This window comes from Hyalangium sp., from assembly GCF_045802625.1.
Classification (GTDB): Bacteria; Myxococcota; Myxococcia; order Myxococcales; family Myxococcaceae; genus Hyalangium.
In genome coordinates this window covers 1-13266 of record NZ_JBJMQP010000197.1, presented here as the reverse complement: position 1 = coordinate 13266, position 13266 = coordinate 1, and the positions used below count along the sequence as shown (strand labels likewise).

Annotated in this window: 10 protein-coding genes; 6 read left to right on the top strand and 4 right to left on the bottom strand. The window is 66.8% G+C overall.

Going from position 1 to position 13266, the window contains the following annotated elements:
- The first annotated feature begins 118 nt into the window (after positions 1 to 118).
- Entirely contained in the window at positions 119 to 943 is an 825-nt protein-coding gene (locus ACJ8AT_RS33125) for a phytanoyl-CoA dioxygenase family protein (protein WP_407741994.1), read from the top strand.
- A gap of 23 nt (positions 944 to 966) precedes the next feature.
- On the opposite strand, the gene ACJ8AT_RS33120 is transcribed toward ACJ8AT_RS33125, so the two are convergent.
- Positions 967 to 3354, bottom strand: a complete 2388-nt coding sequence (locus ACJ8AT_RS33120) for a PAS domain S-box protein (RefSeq protein ID WP_407741955.1) — start codon at positions 3352 to 3354, stop codon at positions 967 to 969.
- 190 nt (positions 3355 to 3544) lie between these two features.
- Here ACJ8AT_RS33120 and ACJ8AT_RS33115 point away from each other — a divergent pair, with 190 nt between their 5' ends.
- The gene (locus ACJ8AT_RS33115) at positions 3545 to 4327 is read left to right on the top strand and encodes a WbqC family protein (protein ID WP_407741954.1); all 783 of its coding nucleotides are present in this window, start codon (positions 3545 to 3547) and stop codon (positions 4325 to 4327) included.
- A gap of 12 nt (positions 4328 to 4339) precedes the next feature.
- On the opposite strand, the gene ACJ8AT_RS33110 is transcribed toward ACJ8AT_RS33115, so the two are convergent.
- Positions 4340 to 6052: an ATPase gene (locus ACJ8AT_RS33110; RefSeq protein ID WP_407741953.1), complete on the bottom strand. Its 1713-nt coding sequence runs from the start codon at positions 6050 to 6052 to the stop codon at positions 4340 to 4342.
- Between the two features lie 58 nt (positions 6053 to 6110).
- Here ACJ8AT_RS33110 and ACJ8AT_RS33105 point away from each other — a divergent pair, with 58 nt between their 5' ends.
- The 3 genes from ACJ8AT_RS33105 to ACJ8AT_RS33095 all read left to right on the top strand — a co-directional run bounded on the left by ACJ8AT_RS33105 (position 6111) and on the right by ACJ8AT_RS33095 (position 10635).
- Complete coding sequence (locus tag ACJ8AT_RS33105) at positions 6111 to 7769, top strand: acyl-CoA dehydrogenase family protein (RefSeq protein ID WP_407741952.1); 1659 nt, start codon at positions 6111 to 6113, stop codon at positions 7767 to 7769.
- Positions 7770 to 8473: 704 nt separating this feature from the next.
- Positions 8474 to 9373 carry an AHH domain-containing protein gene (locus tag ACJ8AT_RS33100; protein ID WP_407741951.1) on the top strand — a complete coding sequence of 300 codons (900 nt, stop codon included), beginning with the start codon at positions 8474 to 8476 and terminating at the stop codon, positions 9371 to 9373.
- Positions 9374 to 9393: 20 nt separating this feature from the next.
- Complete coding sequence (locus ACJ8AT_RS33095) at positions 9394 to 10635, top strand: suppressor of fused domain protein (protein ID WP_407741950.1); 1242 nt, start codon at positions 9394 to 9396, stop codon at positions 10633 to 10635.
- 12 nt (positions 10636 to 10647) lie between these two features.
- Here ACJ8AT_RS33095 and ACJ8AT_RS33090 read toward each other — a convergent pair whose 3' ends face one another.
- Positions 10648 to 10833, bottom strand: a complete 186-nt coding sequence (locus ACJ8AT_RS33090; protein WP_407741949.1) for a hypothetical protein — start codon at positions 10831 to 10833, stop codon at positions 10648 to 10650.
- Positions 10834 to 11081: 248 nt separating this feature from the next.
- On the opposite strand from ACJ8AT_RS33090, the gene ACJ8AT_RS33085 reads away from it, so the two are divergent.
- Positions 11082 to 12644 carry a hypothetical protein gene (locus tag ACJ8AT_RS33085; protein WP_407741948.1) on the top strand — a complete coding sequence of 521 codons (1563 nt, stop codon included), beginning with the start codon at positions 11082 to 11084 and terminating at the stop codon, positions 12642 to 12644.
- Between the two features lie 40 nt (positions 12645 to 12684).
- Here the strand turns inward: ACJ8AT_RS33085 and ACJ8AT_RS33080 are convergent.
- A partial coding sequence (locus ACJ8AT_RS33080) for an apolipoprotein N-acyltransferase (protein ID WP_407741947.1) occupies positions 12685 to 13266 on the bottom strand: 582 nt, incomplete at its 5' end.

Below are 13266 nucleotides of genomic sequence, written 5' to 3'. Positions count from 1 at the left end.
ACGTCCGTGCCCGGGGCCCCGAGAGTGTGTCCATGAGCACTTCCAACGCCCGGCTGGCACCCAGGCTCCCGCCTCGCGAGGCGCTCCCGTGCCCGGACGCCTGCTCTGGGAGGTGATCGTGCTGCGCGTGGATGCCCACCGCTTCGATGTGGACTCGGCGCTGGCCCACTATGCCGAGCATGGCTACGCCCGGCTGGGCGTGCTGCTGGACGAAGAAGGACTGAAGGCCCTGCGCGAGCGCGCGGATGAGCTGATGCTCGGGCGAGTGACGTACCCGGGGCTCTTCTTCCAGCTCGATGCGCCCACCGGCCGCTACGAGGACGCGCCGCTGGGGCTGGGCTGGCAGGGGCCGTCGCTCAACTACCGCAAGCTGGAGAAGCTGGAGCTGGATCCACGCTTCCGCGCATGGCTGGAGAACCCCCTCTTCGAGCGCATCGCCCGAGCCCGCATCCCGGATGACATCGTCATCTACCGCGCCATCCTCTTCCACAAGGGCGAGGCCGGAGGCAGCAACCTGCCCTGGCACCAGGACGGGGGCCGGCTCTGGGGAATCACCCAGGAGCCCGAGCTGCAGATCTGGACCGCCCTGGACGACGCGCCCGCGGACGGCGGCTGTCTGGAGGTCGTGCCCGGCAGCCACCGAGGAGGGCTCGTCACCCCGCTGGGCGGCGTCATCCCTCCGGATCGCGTGGCCGACGCCGACGCCGAGATCCGCCGGGTGCTCCTGCCCGCGCAGGCCGGCGAGGTGGTGCTGCTGCACAACCACCTCTGGCACCGCTCCGGGCCGAGCCGCACCGGCCAGCGTCGCCGCGCCTTCTCCGTCTGCTACATGAGCGAGCGGATCCGGTGCGTGCGCAAGAAGAAGGCTCCGCGCGTCTTCACCCCGGTCTTCCGCCACGGCTCGGGAGGCTCAGCCCCCGGCGGCAGCGAGCCTCCGAAGTGAGCGCCCCTCCTCGGCCGTGAGGCTCAGGGCCGGGGAGCAGCGGACGAGGCGCCATCCCCCTCGCCTCCGCCCGAGTTCAACGACGAGCTGACACGGGCTCCCCGGAGCGCTCGCGCCGTGGGGAAGATGACCCGGAACGTCGTCCCACAGCCCACCTCGCTCTCCACGGAGATCTCCCCACCGAAGCGGGTGATGATGCCCTGGCACACGAACAGCCCCAGCCCGGTTCCCACGCCCACGGGCTTGGTGGTGAAGAACGGATCGAAGATGCGCGAGCGCATCTCCGGAGGAATCCCCGCTCCCGTGTCGCGCACCTCGACGATCACGTGGTCCTGCACCGAGCGCAGCTTCACGCGGATCTCGTTGCGCTCCGGCTGCCCCGCCGGGATGGCCTGGGCGGCGTTGATCAGCAGGTTGAGGAAGACCTGCCCGAACCGGCCCTCGCTGCCCTCCACCGGCGGCACCTCCGCGTAGTCCCGCACCACCGTGGCCCGAGCGCGCAGCTCCGCCCGGGCAATCGTGAGCGCCGACTCGATGACGTGCTGCAGGTTGACGATCGTGGGCACATCGTCATCCGCGCGTGAGAACGTCTTCAGATCGGCGACGATCTGCCGGACCTTGTTGGCCCCCATCCCCGCCTCGCGCAGCACCTCCTCCGCCTCCGTCAGCCGCCCCGGGGGCAGCTCGCCCACCAGCGTCCGCAGCTCGTTGGCCAGGAAGGACAGGTTGGAGATCACGAACGTCAGCGGCTGGTTGATCTCGTGCGCCACGCCCGCCGCCAGCGTGCCCATGGCCGCCAGCCGATCCGACAGCACCAGCCGCGACTGCATCTGCTTGCGATCGGTGAGATCTCGCGCGCTCACCACCGTGGCCTGCTCGCCGTGGAACACGAGGCTCAGCCGGCTCACCTCCGCCGTCATCACCCGGCCGCTGCGCCGCTGGAAGCGCAGCTCGCTGGTGCCCGGGCGCAGCTGATCCGGCGCCACGTCCACCAGCCCCGTGGCCAGCTCCCGATCCTCGGGGTGCACGTGATCGAGCACCGAGGTGCCAACCACCTCCGAGGCTGACAGCCCCAGGAAGCTCAGCGCGGACGGGTTGACGTAGAGCAGCGGCCCACCCCGGTGCACGAAGATGGCCTCGGGCGAGCCTTCAATCATCGCGCGGAAGCTCTCCTCGGAGCTGCGCAGCGCCGCCTCCGCCCGCTTGCGCTCGGTGATGTCCAGCGACACCGCGCCCATGAAGCGCCGGCCCGCGCCATCCCGCACGGCGAAGCGATAGGTGAGCCAGTAGTGCTCGGAGCCGTCCGGCGCGGGCATCATCGCCTCGGTCGCCGACAGCTGCCCGGAATCGAGCGCCTCGCGATCGCGCTGGCGCACGGTCTCGACGAGCGACTCCGGCATGATGTCGCGATCGCTCAGGCTGCGCGGATCCCTCGAGCCCATCTGATAGAAGCGCCGGTAGGGCTCGTTGACCCAGACGCGCTGGCCGTTGGAGTCCTTCATGTACGCCAGCGCCGGGCCGTTGTTCATGAAGGAGGCGAACAGCTCCTGCGTCTCCTGCAGCTTGGCGAGCGCGGCGGCGCGCTCGGCGGCCAGGGCCTGCTTGGACTCGAAGTCGGCGGCGTTGGCCATGGCGGCGCCGAGCATCACCGCCAGCAGCTCCATGGTCCGCTGCTCCTGCGCGGTGAACGCGTTCGGCTCCCGCGCCAGGATGTTGAGCGCGCCCACCACCCGCTCTCCATGCCGCAGGGGCACGGTGATCATGGAGCGCATGCCGATCTTCCGCGTGGCCTCCCGGTTCACCCGCGGATCCTGCTCGGTGTCCGCCGCGTAGAACACCTCGCCGCGCAGCACCGTGTCGCCCGTGAGGCTCTGCTTCACCGGCATCTGGAAGCCCTGGAAGGGCTCCACCGCGCCCACGGTGATGCGGTACACCAGCATGTCGCCCTCCAGCATCCCCACCGCCGCCCCATCCCCTCGGCAGAGCGTCCACGCCTGCTCGCAGATGCGCCGCATGACTCGCTGCAGCTCCAGCCCCGCGTACAGCACCTCGCACTGGAGCTGGATGATGTCCGTGAGCCTCGCGACCTCGCCGCGCCCGCGCTCGCGCAGGGCCTGCTCGGAGGCGGCGCGCCGACGGGCCAGCAGCGTCAGCCGGCTGCTCACCTCGGCGGGCACGAAGGGCGCCACCAGGTACTCATCCACCCCAGCCGCCACCAGGGTGGACAGCTCCTCCTCCGCCCACGAAGAGGCCAGGCCCAGCACGAGCACGCCCGGCCCGAAGCTGGCGCGCAGCGACTCCAACCACCGCGCATCCGAGGCCAGGCGCGCGGCCTCCACCGCCACCACCTCCACGGGCTCACGAGCGAGGATGCGCCTCGCCTCCGCTGAGTCGGGCTCGACCTCGGCCACGTGACCCAAACGCCTCAACTCTCCGACGAGCGCCGGAAAGGGGTCAGCGGTGACGAGCAGAATCCTCATTTCTCAAAGCCCTGGAACCCGACCGTTACAATTCCAACCAATCATTTCGGCCAGGGCTGAAAGAGTCCAGCGAGAATGTGATCACAGGACGTTTTTGATGTCGGACGATATGCTCCCCTGCGTGTCTGAAACGCCTGGGGTCCTGGTCGCCGAGCAACCGCACTACCTGCCGTGGCTGGACTTCTACGAGCAGGTAGCGAGGGCCCGCACGCTGCTGATCCTGGACAACGTGCAGTGGCTGAGGCGGGGGTGGCAGCGGCGGACGCGGGTAGCGCTGCCGCACCACGTGCCCACCCCGCCACCCAGCGAGCCGGGCTTTCAGTGGCTCTCCATTCCCCTGGAGGGGGCGCACCGGGAGAGCCTGCTCTCGGAGCTCTCGGTGGACGTCAGCCAGCCGTGGGCGCGCAAGCACCTGCAGGCGATCACCACGCTGTACGGCCGGCGGCCCTACTTCCGCGGCCAGGTGCTGCCCCGGCTGGAGCCCTTCTACGCGGAGGCGGCTCAGGCCCAGGGGCCGGGCTCGCTGCTGCGCACGCTGCTCTCCAGCATGGCGCTGTTCTACGAGCCGCTGGGGCTGGCTCCGCGCGTGCAACTGGCCTCATCGCTGGATCGCTCGCACCCGGACAAGACGGGGCGGCTGGCCTCGTACTGCGTGCAGCTGGGCGCGGACACCTACTACTCGGGCACGGGCTCGACGCTGTACCTGCAACCAGCGGCCTTCCGGGACGTGGGCGTGCGGCTGCTGTGGCAGCGCTTCCGCTACCCCGCCTATCCGCAGGGGCGCGAGGGCCGCTTCGTGTACGGCCTGTCGATCGTGGACGTGCTCTCCAACGTGCCGGTGGACGAGGTGCGCGAGTGGCTCAAGCCCTCGCCCTGGGGGCCCTTCGCCCCGCCCGCCGGCTGAGCCCTCGAGCGGCTACGGCGTTTCATCTCCCAAGGCCGGAGGCGCCCCGCGCGCCGGAGGCGTGCTCTTGTCGAAGCGGACGAAGTAGCTGCGCACGGCCCGGTCCAGGAGCACCGGGTTGAGCTGCGGCACGATGCCCAGGTAGTTGGCCATGTCGATCACCTGATCGAGCAGATCCCGGGGCTGGCAGGCGGCGAAGGGGCGGCCCACGGCACGGTAGTGCTTCTCGATCAGGTACTCCACCATCTCCGGATCGTACGGCACGCCGCGCTTGCGGCAGATGGCCTCGAAGATCTCGAAGAACTGATTCTCATCCGGGCGCTGCACCTCGAGCTTGTAGCGCACGCGGCGCAGGAAGGCGTCGTCCACCAGCGCCGAGGGATCCAGGTTGGTGGAGAAGGCGGTGAACACGTCGAAGGGCACCTGCACCTTCTTGCCGGTGTGCAGGGTGATGTTGTCCACGTCGCTCTCGAGCGGGACGATCCACCGGTTGAGCAGATCCACCGGGGACACCTTCTGCCGGCCGAAGTCGTCGATGAGCAGCATCCCGTTCATCGCCTTCAGCTGGAAGGGGGCCTCGTAGTACTTCACCTCGGGCGAGTAGACGAGATCGAGCATCTCCATCGTCAGCTCGCCGCCCACCACCACCAGGGGGCGTTTGATGCGGACCCAGCGCCGATCGTACGACGGAGCGCCGGGCTCATCCTCGACGGCGGTGTGGAGGATGCCATCGTAGAGACGGACGATGAAGTCGTCGATCATGATGGCGTAGGGGATGAAGATGTCCCCCTCGAAGCAGTTGACCATGCACTGGCAGATGGCCGTCTTGCCGTTGCCGGGCGGACCGTAGAAGAAGATGGCGCGCCCGGAGTTCATCGCGGGGCCGATGCCGTCGAAGATGTAGTCGCGGATGCTGAGGTCGCCGAACTTGTCCTCCATCCGGGCGCGGGTGATGCGGTTGCCGCGCACGGTCTGCTTCTTCACGGCGTAGACCCAGTCCTGGATGGGGACGGGGGCCGGGCCGTTGTAGCGGTTGCGATCGAGGATCTGCCGCATCAGCTCCGTGGCGAAGGAGGTGAGCTGGTAGATCATCGTGGACTTGCCCACGCCCGAGGCGCCGCCGCCGCGGATGTCCAGGTACTTCTGGCGGCGCAGGCCCTCAATCACTTCATCGATGATGGCGGAGGGCAGCTTGAGGCGGTTGGAGATGTCCATGCCCCGCATCTCGCCGGCGAAGAAGACGGCCTTGAGGATGAGCTCCTCCACCATGGCGACGTTGAGCCCCGCCTCCTCGATGTTGCGAGGCTGCTGGGGAAAGAACGCCCTCTGGGGCGGCGCGGAGGACTCGACGGCGCGGCGCTGCTGGGTGCCCGCGGGGCGGCGCTCGGGGCTGGGCGGCGGAGCGGCAGCGGAGCGGCGTTCGGGGCTGGGCGGCGGAGCGGCGGCGGTGCGGCGATCGGGGCCGGGAGGCGGAGCGGCGGCGGTGCGGCGATCAGGGCCGGCATAGCCAGCCTGCGTGGCGGCGCGGGTCACCTCCCCTTGGGGAGGAGGTGGAGGTGGGAGGGCGTTCACAGCGCCGGTGACACCCTTGGGACGCGGTGGCGGAGCCAGCGTCGAGGAGGGAGCCTTGGGGGTCTCGACCGGGGTGACACGGCGGTTGGGGTCGGTGCTGAAGTCAGGCGACTCGAACTCGGAGGGAACCCCAGGCCTCTTGAACTCAGGCATGGGCCTAGCCTACCCCAACTCCCGGAATTCTCCCGTGGGGGGTGCTAATTTCGAAGGCATGAGCTTCTTCCAGGAACCGCCCCGCCTCGGCAACCAGTACGACGACGACGCCCTGCTGCAGTCCTACCTCGCCCGCCGGCTCCCCGAGGAGCTGCGCCGCTCCGTCACGAACGAGCTCCGCGAGCTGGGCGAGCTGAGTGGGAAGTACTTCTACGAGTTCCAGCTTCGGGATCGGCTGAACGAGCCGGAGTTGACGCAGTGGGACGCGTGGGGCCGGCGGGTGGATCAGATCGAGGTATCGCCGCTGTGGCGGGAGGCGGAGGCGCTGTCGGCGAAGCGGGGCCTGGTGGCGGTGGCGTACGAGCAGAAGAGCGCCGAGCTGAGCCGGGTGCACCAGTTCGCGCTGAACTACGTGATCCAGCCGTCGCTGGACGTGTACTCGTGCCCGCTGGCGATGACGGACGGGGCGGCGCGGACGCTGCTGTCGTTGGGGAACCAGGAGCTGATCGCCCGCGCCCTGCCCCACCTGACGTCGAGGGATCCGGCGACGTTCTGGACGTCGGGCCAGTGGATGACCGAGCGGACGGGCGGCTCGGACGTGGGGCTGACGCAGACGGTGGCGAGGCAGTCTCCGGAGGGCTGGCGGCTGTACGGGACGAAGTGGTTCACGTCGGCGACGACGTCGCAGATGGCGCTGACGCTGGCCCGGCCGGAGGGCAACGGGCCGGGCGGCAAGGGGCTGGCGATCTTCTTCGTGGAGACGCGCAAGCCGGACGGCCTCTTGAATGGGATTTTGATCAACCGGCTGAAGGACAAGCTGGGGACGCGGAAGGTGCCGACGGCGGAGTTGACGCTGGACGGGACGCTGGCGGTGCCGATCGCGGGGCTGACGGACGGCATCCGGAACATGTCGTCGATGCTGAACGTGACGCGGACGTGGAACGCGATGGGCTGCGCGTGGGCGATGCGGCGGGCGCTGGCGCTGTCGAAGGACTACGCCGCGAAGCGGGTGCAGTTCGGGGCGAAGCTGGGGGAGAAGCCGCTGCACGTGGACACGCTGGCGGGGATGGAGGCGGAGTTCGAGGGCGCGTTCCTGATGGCGTTCCAGGCGGCGGAGCTGCTGGGGAAGATGGAGGCGAAGGTGGCAACGGAGGAGGAGTTGCTGCTGCAGCGCCTGGTGACGCCGCTGGCGAAGCTGACGACGGGGAAGCAGGCGGTGGCGCTGACCTCGGAGGCAGTGGAGGGCTTCGGAGGAGCGGGCTACGTGGAGGACACGGGCCTGCCGCGAATTCTGGCGGACGCGCAGGTGATGAGCATCTGGGAGGGCACGACGAACGTGCTCTCGCTGGACGCGCTGCGAGCGCTGGCGAAGGAAGGCACGCTGGACGTGTTCCACGCGAACGTGGAGCGGCGGCTGGCGACGGCGAAGGACTCGGGGCTGAAGCCGTGCGTGAAGGCGGCGGAGGACGCGCTGGAGCACGCGAGGGGCTGGGTGACGGGAGCGCTGGCGAACCCGGTGGGGCTGGAGGCGGGAGCGCGGCGCTTCTCACTGACGCTGGGCCGGACGCTGGAGCTGGCGATGCTGGTGGAGCACGCGCAGTGGTGCCTGGATCACGGCCACGGACCGAAGGTGATGGCCGCGGCCCGGCGCTTCGCGCGTCACGGCGTGGATTTGATCACAGACATGGATCTGGATGACTCACGGCTACTGGCATAGGTTAAAATCTCTGGCCCCATCAATCCCAGTCAAGCGCATGGAATGAGGATCACTCGACCAAAAGCTGACGACATTGGCTTCTGGATATCCAAAATCAACAAAGGCGCCCACTCTGTTGTCTACTTCGCCTGCCATGGTGAGGATGGCTCACTGTGCCCAATCGGCAGGAAGTCCAAGATCTCTGAAGAAAGAGGGCATCGTCTCCAGAGCAGTATTCTCATAGGTTGGCTTCCTTCTGACCAGAAGGACTTCTCATGGGCTCTCGTCTGAACGTCCTTGTCTTGCTCCTGACCCTATCCACCGCATGCAGCACCACGCGCGTGGTACGTCTCGATACAAATGAGGGTCCCCCTATCATCCACATCCCTCGTACTGGACAAGTCAAACCAGCGGAATTGGAGGACGAGGAGTTCACGCAGGCCATCGCCAAGCAAGCCCGGGAGATGAGGTCCTCGGCCAACCCCGAGAAAGCTGCCCGGGCACTACTCGGTGTCACACCTCGGAGTGGCTGGTACAAATACAATCAGCACCAGGGGATCGCTCCCCTGGATGAACAACTCCCCGCTTCGCAGTGGGCCCCCATCGATGTGCGAGTAACCCAGGAATACCTGCGGTTCTGTGAGTCCTCAGGGCAACCTCGGGATTGCCGCAGAGTCCTGGAGAGCAACCCCGTCCTGACAGGTGATAGCCGCTACACCCTCGCCATGTCCTTCGCCATGGAAGAGGTGCTGCCTGAGATGATGGAGTCTTTCAAGGGAATGGCCGACCCAGAGACCATCAAAGCCACCATCATCTGGACGATGACTCTCTACGCCGTGATGTGGACATTGCCCGAACCGTTCTCCAAAGGCCTCGCGGCGGTCCTGACAGCCAGTTTCATTTGCTACGTCGGCGTAGACACGTTCTGGACGCTCATCACAGGCTGGCGGCGGCTGGTCGAGCTAGCGGACCGTGCCACCTCGTTCTCGGAACTCCGAGAGGCCGGGAGGACCTACGGCAAGGTGATGGGGAAGAACGCCGCGCGGGCGTTCGCGCTGCTGCTATCGGCAGCCATCGGCCAGACGGCATCCAGTTTCGCAGCCAAGGTGCCCACGCTGCCAGGCTCCGTGCAAGCTTCGGAACTGGGTGCGGTGCAGGCCGGAATCCGCCTGACACAGGTGGCTCAGGTGGAGGAAGTGACCGTATCCACCGAAGCAGTCACCATTGCCCTTGCGCCCAACGCGGTCGCCTCAGTGGCCGAGGGCCTGAGCGGGGCGGCTTCCAGTCCGGTGGATGCGGAGGGTCCCGAGCACCACATAGCCACGGACAAGTGGCCCGATGCCACCCGCGGCGGAGGCCCCTGGACACCCAAGTTCCAGCAGATCTTCGACCGGGCGGAGATGTCACTGAATGACCCAGCCAACAGGGTTCGCATCAACGGACACAGGGGGCCACATCCGCAGGCGTATCACGAGGAAGTCTACGAACGATTGGACCGGGCAACATCCACATGCCGGACTCTCCAACAGTGCCAGCAGGCCCTTACTGCGGAACTCCGGAGGTTGGCCCGGGAGATCTCCACGCCAGGGTCTCGGCTCAACAAGTTGGTGACCCGAACCGAATGAAGTGGGGACTCACCTTGTCCATGCGATACTTCAAGCTGTCTGATGATGTTCATGTCCCCGGACGCTGGGAACTCGGGGCGCCCATCGATGAACAAGGAAAGAAGATCGGGATCTGGTTGTTCAGGCGAGGCGAGCCTGTCTCTGTGGAGGGAGTGATCCGGATTCCCTTGTCTCTCCCAGGAAGGCCGCTGGACTTTTCGGTGGCAGGGGCAGCAGTGCCTATCATTCATGAGACGGTGGCTACCGTCTTCCGTCAATTGGCCCCGAATGATGTGCAGCTCATCCCGGTAAAGGTCGAATCGCAGACAGACAGGTACTTTGCGCTCAACGCTCTGCGCATGCCGAGATGCATCGACGATGCGGCCTGCGAGGAGGTGCAGTATTGGACTGCCGAGGACGGTCAGCCCGATCTCGTGGGTGAATACCGGGTCGTCGCTGGCCTGCGCATTGATCCAACGAAGGTGGGCGATGCCAGGGTATTCCGTCCATGGGGATGGCCGGTGGTCCTCATCGTCTCCGAGGACATCAAGGCCGCCCTTGAGGACATAGGCGCCACAGGATCGAAGTTCGTGGATGTGACGGGCCCAAGGACTGCCGAACAGGACAGAGTTCACTCAGCGCAGAAGCACAACGAGTTGCTGCGACAGATAAATGCTGCTCGAGAGGCCGCTTACCGCTCGTTGGGAGAACTGGAGAAGGAATCCCTCATCCCTATCGTCATGGGCGGTCCACTGTGGCCCGGACAGACTCAGGCTTGGCGCGTCATCCACCGTCCGAAGGGGCGCACGCTGCTGGCCACAGAAGGACTGGCGGATCCGTTCATCGATCGCGAGGAGCCATCAGCAGGCTTCGGGTTGGAGCTGGTCATCGAAACGGATGAGCCGGTGGAGTCCGCAGCAAGGAGTTGGCTCTTACAGCTCCTTCAGTCCGTGGGTGATGAAGTGGCTGAGCACGAGCACCTGCGTGAGTGGCTGCTCAAGGGGTACGTCTCTATGGAGGTTTCCGGCGAGAGAATGCCCAGGGAGTTTGTCACCCCTGAGGGTCGCGTCGCGGTGTTGCTGGGAGTGGAGTCGAAGGACCTGCCCAGAGGCTTCATTACGCCCGCTGGCGAAGTGCGCCTCATCACGGTGAAAGCGCTGTTGCCTGCGGAGCTGACGTACCTCCTCGAGCACGGGCGGTCAGGCAAAGCCGAGTTGGCGAAGCGCTTCATACAGAGTGGCGAAGAGCACCTCTGTCGCGTCAATCGGCGGCCTGTCGTGTGATGGTACCTGACGCTAGCCTCCCGCCTCCGGGTGCTCACCTCCCTCCGGTCCATGGAAGACGACGACCATGTCGTCCGTGAAGTCCACGAAGCGGTGCACCACTCCGGCGGGCACGAACAGGAAGTCTCCGGGGCCGAACCGGTCGCTCCGTTCGCCGCACACGAGGTCCCCTGCCCCGCCGCCATCGTGCGAGCGCATCCTGCAGGCTCACCTTCATGGCATCCCTCCGCGCTGGTTCCAGGCTCTCGTGACCATGCTCCCCAGCAGGCGCATGGGAGCACATTCCTCGCCCTGGATCCTCAAGGCTGGCGGACGGATGAGGGCTTCATGGGCTCTCTTACGGAGTGTCCGTGGGCTCTACGCAATGGCGTACCGCTCGGCCTGCCACGAAGCGTTGGCGCCCCACCCATTCGTTGATCCCTTCGAGGGAAAGGACGGGTGTGCTCATGCCTCTACGAAACGACGTCGTCAAAGCAGTCATCGACACGCTGGACAAGAGTCTGTGGCCTTCCATCGCCACCGATCCGGACAAGGTCTTCACGGTGGAACAGCTCCTCTGGAGTGCCATGTCTCACCAGATGGACGCCGACGTCTGGTGGCAGGCGCTCGAGGAGAAGGCTGGGCGGAAGGAGCTGAACCCGGAGGAGCTCAGCGGCTTCCTCCAGACGCTGACCAGTGTCCTGATCTCCGGGCTCCAGGAGTTCAGGGACTCGCTGCCCCGCATCGTCCAGGATCTGAAGGCCAAGGGCCCGCAGGGCCGCACCCCCGAGAGCGGCTTCTGGCAGGTCGTCAATTACGTCAAGAACTCCATGCTGATCACCGTCCCCGTCATCACGCTCCAATCCGGAGACGCCTCGGGAGACATGTTCGGCATCGCGGCGTCGCTGCTGCTCTCGCCCCTGAGCCGGGTCATCGTGCTCCAGCCGGAAGATCCCTCCACCAGCAAGCACGCCAGGTCGATCCTCGACTTCTACAAGCAGAGCGGCCTGGAGAAGCGCGCCGAGCCGTTCGCCTATACCTCCACGGGCCGGGATGAGAAGCGCAAGGAGCTGGCGCGGACCCTCGTCGGGAAGTCCTCCGCCCCGGGTCCGATCTTCTGGGTGGTGGATGTCGACTTCGGCACTCGCTACCTGAGCGTCATCAACTGGTCCGAGAGCGATGCGCGCCAGATCATCCGGGACACGTGGCAGGTGACGGATGAGCAGTTTGTGCCCAAGGTCCCCGCCATCGTCCAGTGGCTCAACGGCCGGAAGGTGCCCTTCGAGAAGCTCAAGGAGGCGCGGGTGCTGCTGCTCTGGAGCCGGTTCACGGGCAAGAAGGGAGAGATCCACGTCGAGCACGACACCAGCTTCGAGGGCATGAAGCAGCTCATCCAGCTCGCCCTCAACGAGAGCAAGATCGACTACGTCTTCATCGTCGGCGACAAGCCGGTCGTGAGCGAGAAGGCCTCCGCCGAGGAGGAGCAGAAGAAGAAGCTGCGGTTCAAGGAGATGGAGAAGCTCAGCCCGGGCCGGATCTTCGACTTCACCGAGTTCTGGCGAGACGACGATGCGAAGTGGTGCAGCACTCGAATGGAGCAGTTCAAGCTCTACGAGCTGCTCCACCGCTGGTCCCAGACGAAGCACCTGGGCTTCCGCAGCGGCAACATGGAGGCCCTGGCGCTGCTGGGCTACACGGTCCGCTACCTGGAAGAGGTGAAGAGCTGGGGCGGCGATCGCATGGAGCGCTGGCACAAGACGGGCCTCGGCTACGAGCGGATCCAGGTGAAGAGGGTGCCCACGCGGACAGGCCAGTACGTGGTGGAGCTCTACCGGGACAAGAAGAAGGCCAAGGCCCCCGTGAGGCCTGACTGGGTCCCGGCCTTGAGGGACTCGCCCGACGAGAAGCCCGAGGCCGTGCAGCAATACAAGCCGGGCTTCGATACCGGCGACCTGAAGCTCATCCAGGCGTACCTCCTGAACGAGCCCTACACCCCGAGGCCCAGCGGCTTCGAGCCTGCTCACGTCTGACGGTGCCGGTCCCGCCCCAGCGGTGGGCGGAGTCCGGGACCTAACGTGCTTCGCGGGGCCGCCGTGCCCTCGACAGCAGTGCCTGAACCAGCAGCAGCACCATGCCCGCGACCAGCGCCGTGGGGCCGAACCAGTCGCCCCACATCAGCATCAGCGTGCGGAAGTGCTCGGTGGGAGGGATCGTCATCCGCACTCCCGCGCGCTGGCCGGTCTGCACCTCCTGGACGATCTCTCCCGTCGGGCTGATGTAGGCCGAGATGCCGGAGTTCGTCGCCCGCACCTGCGGCAGTCGCGTCTCGATGCTCCGGAACGCCACCAGCGTCAGGTGCAGCCTGGGCCCCGCCGACGTCCCGAACCACGAGTCGTTCGACAGCGTCACGATGAGCTCCGCACCCTGACTCACTGCCTGGGCCACATAGCCGGGGAAGATGGCCTCGTAGCAGATGAGCGGCGCCACCTTCAGCACTCGCCCGCCTCGCAGGGGAAAGTCCACCAAGCGCGGCCCCGGCCCCCGCTTCCACGTCCCCATCCACGGCAGCAGGCCACGCACCGTGGGCGTGTCCATGAACTCGGGCACCCACTCCGTCAGCGGGAACAGCAGCGTCTTGCGGTAGACCCCGAG

Bases quoted from the DNA above. Each gene is read 5' to 3' on its own strand.
- ACJ8AT_RS33110 (WP_407741953.1), bottom strand. From the start codon at position 6,052: ATGCCTGAGTTCAAGAGGCCTGGGGTTCCCTCCGAGTTCGAGTCGCCT.
- ACJ8AT_RS33105 (WP_407741952.1), top strand. From the start codon at position 6,111: ATGAGCTTCTTCCAGGAACCGCCCCGCCTCGGCAACCAGTACGACGAC.
- ACJ8AT_RS33100 (WP_407741951.1), top strand. From the start codon at position 8,474: ATGTCCTTCGCCATGGAAGAGGTGCTGCCTGAGATGATGGAGTCTTTC.
- ACJ8AT_RS33095 (WP_407741950.1), top strand. From the start codon at position 9,394: ATGCGATACTTCAAGCTGTCTGATGATGTTCATGTCCCCGGACGCTGG.
- ACJ8AT_RS33090 (WP_407741949.1), bottom strand. From the start codon at position 10,833: ATGCGCTCGCACGATGGCGGCGGGGCAGGGGACCTCGTGTGCGGCGAA.
- ACJ8AT_RS33085 (WP_407741948.1), top strand. From the start codon at position 11,082: ATGCCTCTACGAAACGACGTCGTCAAAGCAGTCATCGACACGCTGGAC.